Origin of the sequence: Amycolatopsis thermophila, assembly GCF_030814215.1 — a bacterium.
GTDB lineage: Bacteria > Actinomycetota > Actinomycetes > Mycobacteriales > Pseudonocardiaceae > Amycolatopsis_E > Amycolatopsis_E thermophila.
In genome coordinates this window covers 1,248,609-1,264,644 of record NZ_JAUSUT010000001.1, presented here as the reverse complement: position 1 = coordinate 1,264,644, position 16,036 = coordinate 1,248,609, and the positions used below count along the sequence as shown (strand labels likewise).

General features: G+C 70.6%; 18 protein-coding genes and 1 pseudogene. 12 read left to right on the top strand and 7 right to left on the bottom strand.

Annotated elements, in window-relative coordinates:
- The first annotated feature begins 236 nt into the window (after positions 1 to 236).
- Complete coding sequence (locus tag FB470_RS06235; protein ID WP_306989462.1) at positions 237 to 665, top strand: hypothetical protein; 429 nt, start codon at positions 237 to 239, stop codon at positions 663 to 665.
- Positions 665 to 1,174, top strand: coding sequence for a DUF3558 domain-containing protein (locus FB470_RS06230; RefSeq protein WP_306989460.1), 510 nt, complete (start codon positions 665 to 667; stop codon positions 1,172 to 1,174). The genes FB470_RS06235 and FB470_RS06230 overlap by 1 nt, the downstream gene beginning before the upstream one ends.
- Positions 1,175 to 1,236: 62 nt before the next feature.
- On the opposite strand, the gene FB470_RS06225 is transcribed toward FB470_RS06230, so the two are convergent.
- The 3 genes from FB470_RS06225 to FB470_RS06215 all read right to left on the bottom strand — a co-directional run bounded on the left by FB470_RS06225 (position 1,237) and on the right by FB470_RS06215 (position 4,005).
- Complete coding sequence (locus tag FB470_RS06225; protein ID WP_306989458.1) at positions 1,237 to 2,085, bottom strand: chromosome partitioning protein ParB; 849 nt, start codon at positions 2,083 to 2,085, stop codon at positions 1,237 to 1,239.
- Positions 2,082 to 2,750: a metallophosphoesterase family protein gene (locus FB470_RS06220; RefSeq protein WP_306989456.1), complete on the bottom strand. Its 669-nt coding sequence runs from the start codon at positions 2,748 to 2,750 to the stop codon at positions 2,082 to 2,084. The genes FB470_RS06225 and FB470_RS06220 overlap by 4 nt, the downstream gene beginning before the upstream one ends.
- A gap of 169 nt (positions 2,751 to 2,919) precedes the next feature.
- Positions 2,920 to 4,005, bottom strand: coding sequence for a magnesium and cobalt transport protein CorA (locus FB470_RS06215; protein ID WP_306989454.1), 1,086 nt, complete (start codon positions 4,003 to 4,005; stop codon positions 2,920 to 2,922).
- A gap of 314 nt (positions 4,006 to 4,319) precedes the next feature.
- Between FB470_RS06215 and FB470_RS06210 the strand changes: the two genes are divergently transcribed.
- Genes FB470_RS06210 through FB470_RS06200 form a run of 3 tightly spaced genes read left to right on the top strand, consistent with a single transcriptional unit; the run spans position 4,320 to position 7,571 of the window.
- Positions 4,320 to 4,823 carry a MaoC family dehydratase gene (locus FB470_RS06210; RefSeq protein ID WP_306989452.1) on the top strand — a complete coding sequence of 168 codons (504 nt, stop codon included), beginning with the start codon at positions 4,320 to 4,322 and terminating at the stop codon, positions 4,821 to 4,823.
- A gap of 9 nt (positions 4,824 to 4,832) precedes the next feature.
- Positions 4,833 to 5,939 carry a DUF2332 domain-containing protein gene (locus FB470_RS06205; RefSeq protein ID WP_306989450.1) on the top strand — a complete coding sequence of 369 codons (1,107 nt, stop codon included), beginning with the start codon at positions 4,833 to 4,835 and terminating at the stop codon, positions 5,937 to 5,939.
- A gap of 39 nt (positions 5,940 to 5,978) precedes the next feature.
- The gene (locus tag FB470_RS06200; protein ID WP_306989448.1) at positions 5,979 to 7,571 is read left to right on the top strand and encodes an acyl--CoA ligase family protein; all 1,593 of its coding nucleotides are present in this window, start codon (positions 5,979 to 5,981) and stop codon (positions 7,569 to 7,571) included.
- A 450-nt stretch (positions 7,572 to 8,021) separates the two neighbouring features.
- On the opposite strand, the gene FB470_RS06195 is transcribed toward FB470_RS06200, so the two are convergent.
- Entirely contained in the window at positions 8,022 to 8,423 is a 402-nt protein-coding gene (locus FB470_RS06195; protein ID WP_306989447.1) for an NUDIX hydrolase, read from the bottom strand.
- Between the two features lie 163 nt (positions 8,424 to 8,586).
- Here FB470_RS06195 and FB470_RS06190 point away from each other — a divergent pair, with 163 nt between their 5' ends.
- Genes FB470_RS06190 through FB470_RS06175 form a run of 4 tightly spaced genes read left to right on the top strand, consistent with a single transcriptional unit; the run spans position 8,587 to position 10,878 of the window.
- A complete protein-coding gene (locus FB470_RS06190; RefSeq protein WP_085929391.1) occupies positions 8,587 to 8,760 on the top strand; it encodes a hypothetical protein in 174 nt (57 codons plus the stop codon).
- A 21-nt stretch (positions 8,761 to 8,781) separates the two neighbouring features.
- Complete coding sequence (locus FB470_RS06185) at positions 8,782 to 9,342, top strand: PH domain-containing protein (RefSeq protein WP_306989445.1); 561 nt, start codon at positions 8,782 to 8,784, stop codon at positions 9,340 to 9,342.
- Positions 9,343 to 9,388: 46 nt separating this feature from the next.
- A complete protein-coding gene (locus FB470_RS06180; RefSeq protein WP_306989444.1) occupies positions 9,389 to 10,246 on the top strand; it encodes a PHP domain-containing protein in 858 nt (285 codons plus the stop codon).
- 2 nt (positions 10,247 to 10,248) lie between these two features.
- The gene (locus FB470_RS06175) at positions 10,249 to 10,878 is read left to right on the top strand and encodes a MarC family protein (RefSeq protein ID WP_306989442.1); all 630 of its coding nucleotides are present in this window, start codon (positions 10,249 to 10,251) and stop codon (positions 10,876 to 10,878) included.
- Here the strand turns inward: FB470_RS06175 and FB470_RS06170 are convergent, their stop codons facing one another.
- Positions 10,879 to 12,306, bottom strand: coding sequence for a hypothetical protein (locus tag FB470_RS06170; RefSeq protein ID WP_306989440.1), 1,428 nt, complete (start codon positions 12,304 to 12,306; stop codon positions 10,879 to 10,881).
- Positions 12,307 to 12,380: 74 nt separating this feature from the next.
- The gene (locus FB470_RS06165; protein ID WP_306989439.1) at positions 12,381 to 13,109 is read right to left on the bottom strand and encodes an ESX secretion-associated protein EspG; all 729 of its coding nucleotides are present in this window, start codon (positions 13,107 to 13,109) and stop codon (positions 12,381 to 12,383) included.
- Positions 13,110 to 13,208: 99 nt separating this feature from the next.
- Here FB470_RS06165 and FB470_RS06160 point away from each other — a divergent pair, with 99 nt between their 5' ends.
- The 3 genes from FB470_RS06160 to FB470_RS06150 all read left to right on the top strand — a co-directional run bounded on the left by FB470_RS06160 (position 13,209) and on the right by FB470_RS06150 (position 15,661).
- The gene (locus FB470_RS06160; RefSeq protein ID WP_306989437.1) at positions 13,209 to 14,066 is read left to right on the top strand and encodes a RecB family exonuclease; all 858 of its coding nucleotides are present in this window, start codon (positions 13,209 to 13,211) and stop codon (positions 14,064 to 14,066) included.
- A gap of 306 nt (positions 14,067 to 14,372) precedes the next feature.
- Entirely contained in the window at positions 14,373 to 14,705 is a 333-nt protein-coding gene (locus FB470_RS06155; protein WP_306989436.1) for a hypothetical protein, read from the top strand.
- A 62-nt stretch (positions 14,706 to 14,767) separates the two neighbouring features.
- Positions 14,768 to 15,661 (top strand): IS982 family transposase, encoded by an 894-nt coding sequence (locus tag FB470_RS06150; RefSeq protein ID WP_306989434.1) that lies wholly within the window; start codon positions 14,768 to 14,770, stop codon positions 15,659 to 15,661.
- A gap of 66 nt (positions 15,662 to 15,727) precedes the next feature.
- On the opposite strand, the pseudogene FB470_RS06145 reads toward FB470_RS06150, so the two are convergent.
- A pseudogene (locus FB470_RS06145) lies at positions 15,728 to 16,020 on the bottom strand (IS481 family transposase); the annotation flags it as partial.
- Positions 16,021 to 16,036: the final 16 nt, after the last annotated feature.

Below are 16,036 nucleotides of genomic sequence, written 5' to 3'. Positions count from 1 at the left end.
ATGTGATTGGTAAAGAAGATCGAGTAGTGAACGAAGACATCGAGTTCCTACGCGAACAAGACCGTGCAATGAGCGAGGGCTGAACAATGGCATTCACGAAGCTCGGATGAGGGATGCACTGTTACCGGATACTTCATCTCCGACGCTGATCCAGATACAAAGCTTGTGATGTCGACCATACGGGCAACCTGCTAGGGTGTCGATCGCAGAGCATCACGAGGAGGGGGCGCGACGGTATGGCTGCCTGGACAGACACGGGGATAACCGCCGCGTTCGGCGATCGGGAAAAGCTCAAAGCGATGGGGGACCAGGCGCAACACCTGCTGGCCGAGGCCAAGTCTGGTGGGTGGGCCGTGGATGAAGAGACCGGCGCACACCTCCGCAACGCGGTTACGCAGGCGGAGGACCGACTTTCGCGAATTTCACTCAACATTGAACGGCTGCGCAACAAACCGCCATTCGGCAATGATCAATACGCACAACAGGCGGCCGCGCATTTCCAGTGTGCAATGGATTCTGACCAGCAATCGCTCATTCCGGTTTATCAAACCGTGCTGGAAAACCTCAGAACGATACGTGAAGCGCTAGACATCGCCATAAGCAAATACGACGCGTCGAATGAGGCGGCCACGCAATATCTCGGCAAGTTCAAGGATGCGGAGTAGTGAGCAAAAGGCTGACGGCGGTCGCGTTTGTCTGTGCGGCAATTGCCGCGACTGGGTGCACGTCCACGGTGTCTGGTACGCCGGCCCCGGCGATGAGCGGAACTCCCACATCGGCGGACGCCGGCGATCCGTTCGCTGGAATGGTTGCCTGCCGGGTGCTGGACCAACTCAATGCCGGCCAAGGCTTCAATCCCGGCGACAATATCAGCCGCCGCAATGAATGCACGGCAACAAAACCCGGGCTCGGTAGCGACGGGCTCGCGCTTGACCCGGTGCAGGGATTAGCGGCATTCAAACAAATCAACCCCGAATCCATCGACATCAGGGTGAACGGCCGCAAAGCATTGCAGGAACAGAACCCGCTCGGTTGCACGATCGCATTCGAGGTGAGCGACCATGCCCGTGTGCTTGCGCAAATGGCCATGTCCCAGCCGGAGCGCAATGCGGAAGCGTGCCCGCTGGCACACGACTTGGCGGAGCGGGTCGAGGCGCTGTTGCCGAGGCGCTGAGACCGTCTGTAAGGCTCCGACCTGCCCGTCGTCCACGCGTGAGCCGCCGGGGGCCCCCGGTCTCAGCGCCGGCGGGCCCGCAGCGCCTCGATGACCTCGTCGTCCCAGCGGTGCTGGCGGATCAGGCGGTAGCGCTCACCGGCGACCCACATGTAGGCCTCGGCCTCGGTGCGGTCGCCGATCAGCTCCGCCTGCCGCAGCATCTCCACCACCGGCTGGTACTCCTCGGTGTACCAGCGCCGCGCGATCGTGGCGCGGTCGAGGAACTCGCCCTCGGACTGCATCAGCCGGAACCCCCACGCCTCGACGTGCTCGCCGAGGTGCGCGTAGTCCCACGGGTCGCTCACCACGATCGCGGCCCGCGCCTCGCCGCTCAGCGGCACGCGGGACAGGAACAGCCGCCGGTAGTCCTTGACGATCAGGTCGCCCCGGTAGCGGATGCCCTTCGGGTTGAGCTTGGTCTGCACCTCGGTGACCGCGGCCTCGATGGTCTCCAGGCCCAGCGCGTAGGCCACGGACACCCGGTGGTGCCCGTCGATCACGAAGTGCAGGTCGCCGACCCGGTACACCTCGATCGGCGGGATGTGCTCGCCGCGCCGGGCGGCCAGCGCGAGCCGCTCCCAGCGCTCCCGCACCCGGCCCGAGGTCGGCCGGAACCGGCGGTCGAAGTCCCGGCTCCGGTCCACACTGCCGACGATCGAGCTCAGCGGGATCACCCGCAGCCCGATGCGCCGCTCGCTGACGTAGCCGAGCGCGTCCACGACCTCGTCGAACGGCAGCATGATGTTGACGTCGTCGGGTTCCCGGCGCAGCCAGTTCGCCAGCCGGGACAGCACCTGCCGCCGCCGGGCGCGCAGGAAGTCGTGCTCGGCGTCGGCGCGCGGGAAACCGGTGTCGCGGGCCGCGTTCACGTGCGGACCTCGTGCGGGGTGAACTCGAGGACGTGCTTGCCGACGACGTTGCGGACGCGCGTGGCGCCCATGCGGTGCTCGCGCGGGTGCTCGCCGTAGGGGTGGATGTGGCCGTGCAGCAACCAGTCCGGCCGCATGCGGTCGACCGTCGGGTGCAGGCAGTCGAACCCGCGGTGCGCCGGGTCCTCGCGGTCGCCGACGCCGCGCGGCGGGGCGTGGGTGAGCAGGACGTCCACGCGGCGCCCGTCCCGGCGGTGCCGCCGCGCGGCGATCCGGACCAGCCGCCGGGCCCGGCGGGCCTGCTGCGCCTGCGTCCACTGGTTCGGGCCCTCGTTGTAGCGGACCGATCCGCCCAGCCCGGCGATCCGCAGGCCGCACACGTCCACCACCCGGCCGTCGGCGTTGATCCCACCGGCCGGGCCAGGCCAGGCCTGGGGGAAGCCGGCCCGCATGAACAGGCCGCCGTGCCGGGTGAAACCGGACAGGTCCGGGTCGTGGTTGCCCGGCACGAACACGCACGGCTTGCCGCCCAGCGCGTCGGTCAGGAACTCCAGGTAGTCGAAGGGCAGGTCGCCGGCGGCCAGGACGAGGTCGACGTCGCAGCCGGGGCCGAGACCGGCCCACAACCGTTCGTCGACCTCGTCGGCGACCACCAGCGCGCGCATGGGTCCACGATAGGGACTCGTCAGTGCGCCTGCGCGAGTTCGGGGTGGTCGGCCACCAGCACCGCCACCACCGCGATCCACACGACGGCCAGGGCCAGGGCCCAGAACTTGAGGTTCGTCAGCAGTCTGGTCACGGGGAACTCCTTTCGTCGAACAGTTCAGGAATCGACTAGAGCCAGTTGTTCTTCCTGAATATTCGGTAAAGAAGCAGGCAGATCCCGAGAATGAGGATCAGGACCACCGGATAACCGAACTGCCACCGCAGTTCCGGCATGAAGTCGAAATTCATGCCCTCGATACCGGCGATCATCGTCGGTACCGTGATCATCGCCGCCCAGGCGGTGATCTTGCGCATGTCGGTGTTCTGCTGCAGCGTGATCTTCGCGACCGTCGCGTCGACCAGCGTGGTCAGCAGTTCGTCGAAGTTGCCCACCCGCTCCGACACGGTCGTCAGGTGGTCGTCGACGTCCCGGAAATAGGACCGGACCTCGTCCGGCACCAGCCGGGTGAAGCCCTCCGCCAGCCGACGCACCGGCGTGACCAGCGGCAACACCGCGCGGCGCAGCTCCAGCACCTCGCGTTTCATGAGGTAGATCTGCTCCGCGCTGACCGGCGACCGGGGCGCGAACACGCGCGTCTCCATCTCGTCGATGTCCTCCTCGATCGAGGAGGTGACGTCGAGGTACTGGTCGACGATCAGGTCGGTGATGGCGTGCAGCACCGCGGCCGGGCCGTTGGTGAGCCGTTCCGGGTCCTCGTCGAGGTCGCGGCGCAGCCGGGCCAGGCCGGAGTGCGCGCCGTGCCGGACGGTGATGATGAAGTCCAGCCCGAGGAACGCCATCAGCTCGCCGGTCTCGACGATCTCGTTGGCCGTGGTCGGCGACTCGTGCTCGACGTAGCGGACCGTCTTGAGCACCATGAACAGCGTGTCGTCGTAGCGCTCGAGCTTGGGCCGCTGGTGCGCCTGCACCGCGTCCTCGACGGCGAGTTCGTGCAGGCCGTAGACGTCGGCGATGCCCTGGATCTGCCGCTCGTCCGGCTCGTGCAGGCCGATCCAGACGAACCCGTCCCGCCGCCGCCGGACCTCCTTGATGGCCTCAGCGTGGGTCCAGCGCCCGGGCAGCCGCGCACCGTCGACGTACACGGCGCAGTCGACGATGTAGGCGGAGACCGGCACGGGCACCGGGGGCGCGACCCGGCTGGACCGGCCGTTGCCCCGGCCGCGCAGGCCACCGAGGGAGGGAATCGCGGGCATGGGATCTCCTGGCTTTCGCAGTGCGTACCACGACCGCCGGGCGGGCACAGGTGTCCGCCCGGCACCACCAGCGTTTCCCGGGGAAATACCGTCTAACGGCGAGAAAGGGCCCCGGCCGTTCGGAGGGAAACGCTGGGATTACTAGGGAGCGGACTATCGCCACTACTCATCGTGCGTTCCTCACCTCCTCCAGCCGGACCGGCAACGTGGCGGCTGTCGCGTTGACGCACCGCCGCCATTGGTCGAGGGTACTCCTCAACATCAGTTGACGTCGCTCCAGGTCGGTGTGGCGTTACCCGCAGGGAGGTCGAGCGGTGCGGTTCGGGCGGTATTTCGAGGAGTTCGAGGTGGGCGCGGTGTACAAGCACTGGCCCGGCAAGACGGTGACCGAGTACGACGACCACCTGTTCTGCCTGCTCACCATGAACCACCACCCGCTGCACCTGGACGCGCACTACGCGGGCGAGACGACCGACTTCGGCGAGAACGTCGTGGTGGGCAACTACATCTACTCGCTCCTGCTGGGCATGTCGGTGCCGGACGTGTCGGGCAAGGCGATCGCCAACCTGGAGATCGAGTCGCTGCGGCACGTCAAGCCCACCTTCCACGGCGACACCATCTACGGTGAGACCGAGGTGCTGGAGAAAACCCCGTCGAAATCCAAGGACGACCGTGGTGTCGTGTACGTGGAGACCCGGGGCTACAAGCAGGACGGCACGATCGTGTGCACCTTCCGGCGCAAGGTTCTGGTACCCAAGCAGAACTACGGTGAAGCGCGTGGGGGCGAGCAGCCGGGGCGTCCCACGCCGCACGAGTGAGGAGAGCGCGTGACGATCGGGTTGGCCGAGGCCAGGCGGCGGCTCAGCGAGTTCGCCGGTGATGCGGCGGACGAGTCGCCGCTGTACGCGCACCTCGCGTCGCGGGCCGCGGAGGACGACGAGGTGGCCGGTCTGCTGGCCGCCGCGCCGGAGAGCGCCGGCCCGGCGCTGCTGCTCGCGGTGGCGCACCGGCTCATCCAGGCCGACCCGATCCACCCGCTGTCGCGCTACTACCCGTCGCTGGGCGGGTTCGACGGCGTCGACGGCGAGACCTGGCCGCTGTTCCGCGAGTTCCTGCTCGCGCACGCCGACGAGGCGGCCGGGATGCTCGCGACGCGGTCGCTGGCCAACAACGAGGTGCGCCGGGCCGCGGCCGCCTACCCCGGTGTCGCGTTCGCGGCCAAGCAGGCCGGGGGCAAGATCGCGCTGCTCGAGGTCGGCACGGCCGGTGGTCTGCTGCTCGGGATGGACAAGTTCGCCTACCGCTACCAGTGCGACGGTGGCGAGCAGCTGGTGGCCGGACCGGCCAAGGCGGCGGTAGGGCTGCACTGCGCGCTGGACCTGGCGCCCGGTGCGGTGCTGCCGAAGCTGCCGAAGAAGCTGACGGTGGTGGCGAAGGCCGGGCTCGACCCGTACCCGCTGGATCTGTCCGATGAGGACGAGCTGGCGTGGCTGGAGGCCTGTGTGTGGGCGGACCAGCCGGACCGGGTGCGGTTGCTGCGGGCGGCCGCGCTGGCGCAGCGCAAGGCGCCGCCGGAGATCGTGACGGGCGACGCGGTCGATGATCTCGACGAAGCGCTGTCCCGGCTGCCCGCCGACGCGCCGCTGGTGGTGCTCACCAGCCGGACGGTGGGGCACATCGGCGACGCGGACCACCGCGCCGCGTTCGTGTCCCGGCTGGCGGCGCTGGGTCAGGAACGTCCACTGTGGTGGGTCATGGACGAGACGTACGAGCACGGGTTGTCCGCCGTGCTGCCCGGCCGCGACGAGCTGGCCTTCGCCCGGGACGGCCTGACGACGCTCGGCGTGGCGCGGCGCACCGCCGACGGCTGGGACGCGGTCGCCCTGGCCCGCACGACGCGCTACGGCGCCCGGATGACCTGGCTGGCCGCGTAGCTGTTGTGTGGTGTGGCCCACTCCGGTGAGGATGGGGCCATGGCTGACGACACGTGGTTCACCCCGCTCACCCCGCTGGCCTTCCTCGAGCGCGCCGCCGAGGTCTTCCCGTCGAAGGAGGCGATCGTCTACGGCGAGCGCCGCGTGAGCTACCGCGAGTTCGCCGCCGAGGCGACGCGCGTGGCCCGCGCGCTGCAGGCGAGCGGCGTCGAGCCCGGCGACCGCGTCGCGTACCTGTTGCCGAACATCCCGGAGATGCTGGTCGCGCACTTCGCGGTGCCGCTGGCCGGCGCGGTGCTGGTCGCGATCAACACGCGCCTGGCGCCGGCCGAGGTCCGCTACATCCTCGAGCACTCCGGGGCGAAGGTGCTGGTGGTGGACGCCGCCCTGCACAACTCGGTCCCGTCCGGGACCGGCGTGGACATCGTGACGGTCGCCGACGGCGCCACACCGGACCCGTCGGTCGGCGGGATCGGCTACGACGAGCTGCTGGCGCGGGGGAGCGACGAGCCGCTGCCGTGGAGCGTCGCGGACGAGCGGTCCACGATCTCGATCAACTACACGTCCGGGACCACGGGCCGGCCGAAGGGCGTGCAGTACCACCATCGTGGCGTGTACCTGAATTCACTCTCCGAGATCATCCATTCGGACCATTCGCCGGAGTCGCGGTACCTGTGGACGCTGCCGATGTTCCACTGCAACGGCTGGTGCACGACGTGGGCGGTCACCGCGATCGGCGGCACGCACGTGTGCCTGCGGGCGGTCGACGCCGCGGAGATCTGGCGGTTGCTGGACAGCGAGGGCGTCACGCACCTCAACGGCGCGCCGACGGTGCTGAACACGATCGCCGGGCACCCGGGCGCGCACCCGCTGTCCCGTGAAGTCGTGGTGACGACCGCGGGGGCCCCGCCGTCGCCGACCGTGATCCGGCGGATGACGGACCTCGGTGCGCGGCTGGTGCACGTGTACGGGCTGACCGAGACCTACGGCCCGTACACGGTGTGCGAGCCGCAGGAGGGCTGGGTCAAGCTCGACATCGCCGAGCGGAGCAGGCTCCTGGCGCGGCAGGGCGTCGGGATGCTGGTGACCGACGGGATCCGCGTGGTGGACGAGCAGATGCGGGACGTGCCGCGCGACGGCGTCACGATGGGCGAGGTCGTGATGCGCGGGAACAACGTGATGTCCGGGTACTTCGCGGACGAGGAGGCGACGGCGAAGGCGTTCCGCGGCGGGTGGTTCCACTCCGGTGACCTGGGCGTGTGGCATCCGGACGGCTACATCCAGCTGCGTGACCGGGCGAAGGACATCATCGTCTCCGGGGGCGAGAACATCTCCACCATCGAGGTCGAGGCCGCCCTGGACTCGCACGAGGCCGTCGCGGAGGTCGCGGTGGTCGGCGTGCCGGACGAGAAGTGGGGCGAGCGGCCGAAGGGGTACGTCGTGCTGCGGCCGGGAGCGTCCGTGACGGCCGACGAGCTGCGGGAACACGTGCGCTCGCAGATCGCCCGCTTCAAGGTGCCGGACCACATCGAGTTCGTCGACGCGCTGCCCAAGACCTCGACGGGCAAGATCCAGAAGTTCCAGCTGCGCGAACGCGACTGGGGCGGGGCCGAGTCGCGGATCCAGGGCTGAGCCGAGCCGCGCCCTGCCGCGAGCGGCCGCGAGCGGACAGGTCGCTTGGCAGATCCCGGCCGCGCTGGGGCAGTGGCCGAGTGGCAGTGCCACGTGTCCGCTGTGCGCGGGTGATCGCGCGGCTTGGGTCGCGGTCGCGCGACAGAGGGCGCTACACCGGCCGGAGTGGCTTTCCACGCGGGCCGGGAGCGCGGGCGCGGCGGGCGTCCCGGGCTGAGCCGGGCCGCGCGCTGCCGGGGCGGCCACCGGATGCCCACGCCGCGCGCCCACTCCGCGCGGGTGCGGTCGCGCGGAGTGGACCGCAGTCGCGCGCCAAGGCGGAGCCGCAGACCCGGCCGGAGCCGCCGGGGTGACCGCCGGCAGCGAACCCGTCGCGCATCCACGGCTGGGCGACGCGGGAGCGGGTGTTCGCCGGCCCGGCCGCGGCGCCGGCGCTCCGGGAAAGCGCCCTCAGCAGCGGGGCAGCAGCTCCCAGCCGCGCAACGTGTCGGCCAGCCCGTCGGTCAGGGCGAGCGCCGTGAAGGCCGCCGTGTCGACCCAGCGCGCGTCGGCCGCGTCGTCGCCGGCCCGCAGGGACCCGCCGGACACCGAGCAGACGTAGTCGTAGATCTCGTACCGGCCGCGGACCACGTGCCCGGCCAGCACGCCCGGCCGCACCTCGAACCCCGTCTCCTCGCGCATCTCCCGGATCAGCGCCTCGCTGTCCGTTTCGCCGGGTTCGACGCGTCCGCCGGGGATCGACCACAGTCCGCGCCCGGGGTCGTGGGCGCGCTGGATGAGCAGCAACCGGCCCTCTTGATCGTGCAAGATGCCGCCTACGCAGCGCACCGGAACGGCGTCGATCGCGCTCATGAGGGCAGCCTAACTCGGGCGCGCCGGAAGCGGAGAGTAATCAACCGATGAGATCACACCCGGACACTGACCCAAGCGCGGGACTTACCTCCCGTAACGCTGCGGAGTGCGGTACAACGTTACTGGTGAGCTTGCCAGTCCGACGCCGGAGTAAGAGACGGGATTGATCGTTGTGAACGCGAAGAAGATTGCCGGGCTCGTGGGTATCGCGTTGGTGCTGTTCTTCGTGATCGCCCAGCCGGGCAACGCGGCCAACCTGGTCAGCAACATCGTCGACTTCCTGCGTGAGTCGGCCGAGGCCGTCATCACCTTCGTCAGCAACGTGTTCACTTCGTAGGCGGCCGGATAGGCTGGCTTGATGTTCGCCCCACGGGATCCCGACGAGTACCTGCTCGACACCGAGCGGCGTGTGGTCCGGGTCCGCAGGCACTGGGCGTTCCTCGCCTGGGACACCTTCGAGGCGGTGGCGCTCCTCGCCATCTGCGTGATGGTGTCGTACCTGCTCCCGCCGTCCCTGTGGGTCGTGCAGAACATCCTCTGGTACGCGGCGCTGCTCGTCGTCGTCGTGTACGCGTTCAAGGTCATCGAGTGGTGGGTGGAGCGCCTGGTGGTGACCGACAAACGGTTCGTGCTCACCACCGGCGTCTTCACGACCAAGGTCGCGATGATGCCCATCTCCAAGGTCACCGACCTGACCTACGAACGCTCGGCCTGGGGCCGGATGTTCGGCTACGGCACGGTCGTCGTCGAGTCGGCCGGCCAGATCCAGGCCCTCAACCGCATCGAGTTCCTGCCCAGCCCGGAAGACTTCTACGACACGATCTCCGAGCTGGTCTTCGGCGACAAGCACAAGCAGAGCGAGCGCTTCTCCATGATCAAGGCCCAGCGCCTGGCCCGCGGCAAGAAGATCGTCGGCTGAGCCGCCGTCCTGCCTGGTCGGCGGCCTGCGGTCCGGGTAGGCGACAATGGTTCCGATGCGCATCGATCTGCACACCCATTCCACCGTGTCGGACGGCACCGACAGCCCGGCCCAGCTCGTGACCACCGCGGCGGCGGCCGGCCTCGACGTGGTCGCGCTCACCGATCACGACACCACGGCCGGCTGGGCCGAGGCGACCGCGGCACTTCCGCCGGGCCTCACGCTCGTGCCCGGCGCCGAGCTGTCGTGCGTGAGCAGCTTCGGAGTCAGCATCCACCTCCTGGCCTACCTGTTCGACCCGACGGCGCCGGCGATCGTCGCCGAGCAGACGCGGCTGCGGCAGGAGCGCCGCACGCGGCTGCGGGCGATGGCGGTGCGGATGGCCGCCGACGGCCTGCCGATCGACGCGGACGAGCTGCTCGACTCCCTCGGTCCCGACTCGCCGGCCGGGCGCCCGCACCTCGCGCAGGCGCTGGTCCGGGCCGGCCTGGTGACCAGCGTGGACCAGGCGTTCGCCGAGTACCTCGGCAACGGGCGCGGCTACTACCTGCCGCGGCAGGACACGCCGGTCGAGACGGCGATCGAGATGATCGCCGAGGCCGGTGGGGTTACCGTGTTCGCGCACCCGTTCGCGCGCAGCCGAGGGCGCATCGTGTCGCCGGAGGCCATCGTCGAGCTGGCGGAGATCGGGCTGACCGGCCTCGAGGTGGACCACCCGAATCACGACGAGGCGACCCGTGCCGAGCTGCGTGCGCTGGCCGACGACCTCGGGCTGGTCCGGACCGGGTCGAGCGACTACCACGGCACCAACAAGACGATCCCGATCGGCGCGGAGAGCACCGACCCCGAGCAGTTCGAGGCGCTCATCGACAAGGCGTCGGGCGCGCAGATCGCGGTGGGCTGACCTTGACGGTCGCCGACTTCTTCGACGTGAAGCTGTTCCTGGCCGCGTCGATCACGCTGGTCGTGATCATGGACCCGCCCGGGACGGTACCGGTGTTCCTGAGCCTCGTCGGCCGCAAACCGCCCGCCGTGCGGGCGCGCGCGGCCCGGCAGGCGGTACTGGTGTCGCTGCTGGTGATCTCGCTGTTCGCGATCGCGGGGCAGGCGATCCTGGCCTACCTGGGGATCGGCGTGCCCGCGCTGCAGGGCGCCGGCGGGCTGCTCCTGCTGCTGATCGCGCTGGACCTGCTGACCGGGCGCGGCGCGACGAGCGAGCCGAACGTGGTCGAGGACGTGAACGTGGCACTCGTGCCGCTGGGCACCCCGCTGCTGGCCGGCCCGGGCGCGATCGCCGCGACGATCGTCTTCGTGCGGCAGGCGGCCGGGCACGTGGGCGCCTACGTCGCGCTGGGCTGCGCGATCGTGGCCGTGCACGTGGTGATCTACGCGTGCATGCGCTTCTCCGGCGTGGTGATCCGCCTGATCAAGGAAAGCGGTATCACGTTGCTCGCCAAGATCGCGGGCCTGCTCCTCGCGGCGATCGCGGTGGAACTCGTGGCCAACTCCGTGCGCGGCTTCGTCGAGGGCGGCTGATCAGCCGCCGATCACCGGCGGGCTGATGCGGTTGCCGTTCTCGTCCCGGCCGCCCTCCAGGCCGAAGATGCTGTCCGGGTCGTCCTCGAGCAGGTACGAGGGCCGCTCGTGCTCCTTGTCCTCGTCCTTCTTCGAGTTGCCCGCCGGACCGCCCACCCCCGCGCCGGACGCGCCCGCCTTGCCCGCGGCACCGGCGCGCCCGCTGTTCGCGCTTTCCGCGGCGGCCCTGGCGCCCGGTTCGGCGACCCCGGCCTTGCGCCCCAGCGCTTCCCGATCGGCGGCGCCACCGATCCGGCCGGACGCACCTCCGGCCGCTCGCCCGCCGACACCGGCGCGCGGCGACAGACCGGCCCGGCCCGCGACCGAACCCGGGCGGGGTGACGTGCGCGTCTGCTCGGCCTGGCCCGGGCCGACCGGCATCATCCCCGGCCCCGCCGTCACCCCCGAACCACCCGGCACGGTGATCCCGGGGGAGCGGCCCCAGCCGCCGGCACCGTCGGGCAGGCCGGCCACGGGGGACGCGCCGGTGGCCGTCCCCACGCCCGGCAGCGGTGTCGTGGGTGGCGCGATGCCCGCGGTCGTGCGGATGCCGCCCGCCGCACCGCCCATCGGGCCGACGCCGACCGAGCTGGACGCGGTGGTGTTGTCGTTGGCCGCGAACTGCGGGTGCGTGGCCTGTCCGGTGTCCGGCTGTGTCGTGGGCGTGGCGTAGAGGGGCTGCGTCGAACCACCCGAGTGGAGCATCACGTCCCGCTGCGCGAGCACCGCCGCGGCCTGCTGGCGGGCCTGCTCCTGCAGGGCGGCCTGCTGCTCCATGTCGTTGAGGGTGGCGCTGGCCGCCTGCCAGTCACCGCTGGTGAACTGCTGCTGCGCCGTGGCCAACGACTCGTCGACCGACCTGCCCGCGGGCTCCGGCATGCTGTTGCGGGCCTGGGCCAGTGCGGCGGAGGTTTGCGAGTAGCGGTTCGAGGACAGGTACGCGGCGTCGCGGGAGCTGTCCGCCCAGGTCGCGAGCGTGGTGAAGTAGCCGAAGGCGGACTGGGCGCCGTTGCCCTGCCAGCCGGCCTGCTCCTTCGCGACGCCGTCCCGCAGCGCGGAGGCCATCTCGCCGAACGCGTTGCCGAGGTCGTTGACGATGATGCCCTGCTCGTCGACCTCTTCCGGGGACGCGCCGTCCTTCACCATGTCGGACAGGGCCTGGTGGTCCATCGTGCGGTAGTCGATCTCCGACGGCGGGAGCCCGTCGCGGTAGGCGCCGCCCTCGGCCTGCAGCTTCTTGGTGTAGATCTCACCCGACTTGACCGAGTACTTGCCCGCGACCTCCGCCGCGTCGGGCGCGAACGCCCACGCGCTGGTGTGGCGGCCCGCGGTCTCGGCGTAGACCTCGGACTCGTACCGACGCGAGTGGCCGTTGTCAGGCTGCGTCATGGCTCAACTTCCTCCCCTGCTCCCGGTCGACACGGTAGCGCGTCCGGCCCCGCCGTGTTACCGGTTCGCCGCGATCAGTAGCCGCCCAGCCGCTGGTTGACGCGGTCCCGGATCCACTGACCGATCCGGGCCCGGTCGGCGGGTGTGAACGTGTGCCGCTGCGCGCCGTCGGGCAGCTCGTCGACGGTCTTGAAGAACCGGCCGTCCGGGGTGTCGAACCAGGTCATCCGGCCCGCGTCGGCACCGCGGACCGAGCACGAGACGACCCCGGCGCGCAGCGGCGGCGCCGCGAAGTACCGGTCCGCCGCGCGCTTCTCCCGCGGCGGCTCGCCGCCGCCGAACAGGTCGCCGCCGCCGCTGGCCTGGGCGACGTAGCTCACCGGCGCGATCCGCACCGGCGGCACCTCCGGCAGGAACTCCAGGAGCTGGGGCACCACCTGCGCGGCCCGCAGCTCGGTGAACGACACCGCATCGCCCGTCTGGCGGCTCAGCACGCCCTGCTCGCCGGTCCACCCGCCGCGCGAGAGGACCTTCGCCCCGGTCGCCGGTTCGGTGGCGACCTGCGTGACGAGCACCTCGGGGCGGGCCCACAACCGGAACAGCGCCTCGAAGTCGCCGCGCACCCGGTCCCGCGACATGCGGCCGGTGCGCTGCCAGTGCTCGAACACCCGCTGCCGTTGCCGGGCGCGCTCGCTCATCGTGCCGCTCACGTACGGGATCTTGTGCGGGTAGACGAACCTCCCGAGTCCCAGTTCCTCGTCGAGGATGTCCAACTCGGCCGGCGCCGTTTCGAACGTCAACACCCACTGCCCCCTGATCCGCGAACCGACGATCCGGATCATATGCGGCGGACGGCCGGACCGGAGCCGAAAGTGTCGGTGGTGGTGCGTAACGTAGTGGCCGTGGAGCAATTGGGGTTCGAGTTCGCGGTCCAGCCGCGGCGGTTGACGAAGGTGAGCCCGGCGCGGCTGGCGACCTTCGCGGACTGCCCGCGCCGGTACCGCATGGCCTACCTCGACCGGCCGACCCCGCAGCGCACCGGACCGTGGGCGCACAGCACGCTCGGCGCGGTCGTCCACAACGCCCTGCGCGCGCTGTTCGACGTCCCGCCCGCGCGCCGCACGCCCGAACGGGCCGCCGCGCTGGTGTCCGAGCACTGGCAGGACGCCGGGTTCGCGGACGGCGACCAGGCCGCGGTCTACCGCGCCCGTGCCAAGGAGTGGGTCGCGGAGTACGTGGAGCACCACGACGTGACGAGCGACCCGGTCGGCGTCGAGCGCTGGGTGTCGGCGCCGGTCAACCCCGAGCCGGGACAGCCGGCGTCGATGATCATCGAGGGCCGGGCGGACCGGATCGACCAGCGCGGCGGCGAGCTGGTCATCGTCGACTACAAGACCGGGCGCCGCGCACCGGACGAGTACGAGGCCCGCGGTTCGCAGGCGCTGGCGATGTACGCGGTGGCGGCGTCGCGCACGCTGCGGCGGCCGTGTCACAAGGTCGAGCTGCACCACCTGCCCAGCGGCACGGTCGCCGAGGCCACGCACACGCCCGAGAGCCTGCGCCGCCACCTCAGCCGCGCGGAGGAGACCGCCGAGGACGTGCGCCTGGCAACCGACACCCTGGAAGCTGGCGGCGAGGCCGACACGCTGTTCCCGGCGCGCCCCGCACCCCGCTGCGCCTGGTGCGACTTCCGGCCCAGCTGCGAGGCCGGACGGCAAGCCGCCCCCGCCGCGAAGCCGTGGGAGTTGCTGGCGCCGTAGGTCCGGTGCGTTCGGTTCCGAGCGCGGTACGGGGCGCATCGCGTGGGCGGCTGTGTGCCTCGATCGGGAGTGCGTAGCGCCGGGAAAGCGGCCGGGGCGGCGCCTGGTGAGCGGAGTTGGCGCCGGAAGTGCGTTCGGGCGGGTGCCGTGGCGTGGAGTGGGGGTCGCGCCGGTGGCGCGGAGGGCTCCCGGCAGGTGCCGGACGGGGTGACCGCCCATTGGAAAATCCCCACCGCGGGTGGTCGGCCGGCGGCGGGGGCGTGGTGGAATCGTCGGGGGAGTGTGGCCTACGGACTGGTGGATCAGGTGAGCGACGACATGGCGGACACCGACGAGCTCGAGCTCGCCGCGGCCCGCGGCCGGAACCGCGCGGCTCGCTGGTGGCGCGGCTTCACCGGCTCGCTCGCGGCGGGCCTCGTCGCGCTGGCGGTGCTCGTCCTGGGGGCGGGCGTGCTGTGCGCGTTCCTCGACGTCCCCGGCCCCGGCGCCGAACCGATGATCGCCCACCCGGTCGCCGCGGCCCTCGCCCTGCTCGCACAGCGCGTCGCCGACCGGAGGAACGGCCCGGTGGCCGGTGTGGCCGGCCTCCTGGTCGTCGCCGTCCTCGCGGTGGCGCTGTGGACCTTCTGGTGGAGCTAGACGAGTAAGTCTTAACCCTGGGTGGTGTGTGGAGATGGGTGAAGGGTGTTCAAGATCAGTTTGTGAGGACCGATCTGAACACCCTTCTGACCGCACTGTACGTCAAGATCGATGACCATCTCGGCAAGCCCGTGCGTATCGGCAGGCCGCCGCGGCTGACCGATGCTGAACTGCTGACGCTGGCGGTGGCGCAGGTGCTGCTGGGGGTGCGCTCGGAGGCCCGGTGGTTGCGGTTTGTGCCCCGCCACCTGCCCGGCGCGTTCCCTTACCTGCCCGGCCAGTCCGGCTACAACAAGCGGCTGCGGGCCGCGGTCCCGCTGCTCAAACGGCTGATCCGGGTCTTGGCCGCCGACACCGACCTGTGGAGCGACACCACCTGGATCGTGGATTCCACCCCGGTGGAATGCGCACGGTCTCGTCCCACGGTGAAGCGGTCGAACTTGGCCGGCTGGGCCGGTTACGGCTACTGCGCCAGCCATTCCCGTTTCTTCTGGGGCCTTCGCCTGCACCTGATCTGCACCCCGGCCGGCCTGCCAGTCACCTGGGCCCTGGCCGACCCCAAAATCGACGAACGTCAGGTGCTGATGGCGATGCTGGATCAGGATCGCGCGTTGATCCACGACCGGCCCGGACTGCTGATCCTGGCCGACAAGGGCTACGTCTCCCGCGAACTCGACACCTACCTCGCCGACCGCAGGGTGCGCCTGCTGCGCCCGTCCTACCGCAACCGAACCCCGCATCCCGCCCAACACCTGCTCAAGCCAGTCCGCCAACTGATCGAGTCGGTCAACGACACCCTCAAAGGCCAACTCGACCTCGAGCTACACGGTGGCCGCACCATCGAAGGAGTCGCCGCCCGCATCACCCAACGACTGCTCGCCCTCACCGCCGCCATCTGGCACAACCGCGCCACCGGCCAACCCACCACCCGATCCCTGATCGCCTACGACCACTGATCAAATTCGGAATCACTCATCTAGGTTTCGTCAACCGGGAATTGCGGCGGTGCGTTCGTGTGAGGGGCTGAAAGCGTTGCCGGTCATGACCCGTTCGATGGCCGGGATGCCGTGGGTGGCGAACACGGCGGTGGCGCGGCGGAGGAAGTCCGCGCAGGTGGCGGCGGTTTCGTCGGGGTGGATCTCGGCGTAGGCCAGCCCGGAGTGATCGTCGGACGGCGCAGTGCACGTGCGCGGCGGGCGGCCTGGTGCTCATCGCTGCCGCGGCCGTGGGCCCACCACCCGCCGCCCTCGCGCAGCCGTCCGAGTTTCTTCACATCGACGTGCACCGACTCGCCGGGCCGGTCCCGCTCGTAGCGGCGGCCTGGCCCTTCT

What these genes read in the sequence shown, in the direction of transcription:
- FB470_RS06200 (WP_306989448.1), top strand. Translation starts at nt 5,979, where the DNA reads ATGGCTGACGACACGTGGTTCACCCCGCTCACCCCGCTGGCCTTCCTC.
- FB470_RS06235 (WP_306989462.1), top strand. Translation starts at nt 237, where the DNA reads ATGGCTGCCTGGACAGACACGGGGATAACCGCCGCGTTCGGCGATCGG.
- FB470_RS06170 (WP_306989440.1), bottom strand. Translation starts at nt 12,306, where the DNA reads ATGACGCAGCCTGACAACGGCCACTCGCGTCGGTACGAGTCCGAGGTC.
- FB470_RS06180 (WP_306989444.1), top strand. Translation starts at nt 9,389, where the DNA reads ATGGTTCCGATGCGCATCGATCTGCACACCCATTCCACCGTGTCGGAC.
- FB470_RS06215 (WP_306989454.1), bottom strand. Translation starts at nt 4,005, where the DNA reads ATGCCCGCGATTCCCTCCCTCGGTGGCCTGCGCGGCCGGGGCAACGGC.
- FB470_RS06195 (WP_306989447.1), bottom strand. Translation starts at nt 8,423, where the DNA reads ATGAGCGCGATCGACGCCGTTCCGGTGCGCTGCGTAGGCGGCATCTTG.
- FB470_RS06220 (WP_306989456.1), bottom strand. Translation starts at nt 2,750, where the DNA reads ATGCGCGCGCTGGTGGTCGCCGACGAGGTCGACGAACGGTTGTGGGCC.
- FB470_RS06185 (WP_306989445.1), top strand. Translation starts at nt 8,782, where the DNA reads ATGTTCGCCCCACGGGATCCCGACGAGTACCTGCTCGACACCGAGCGG.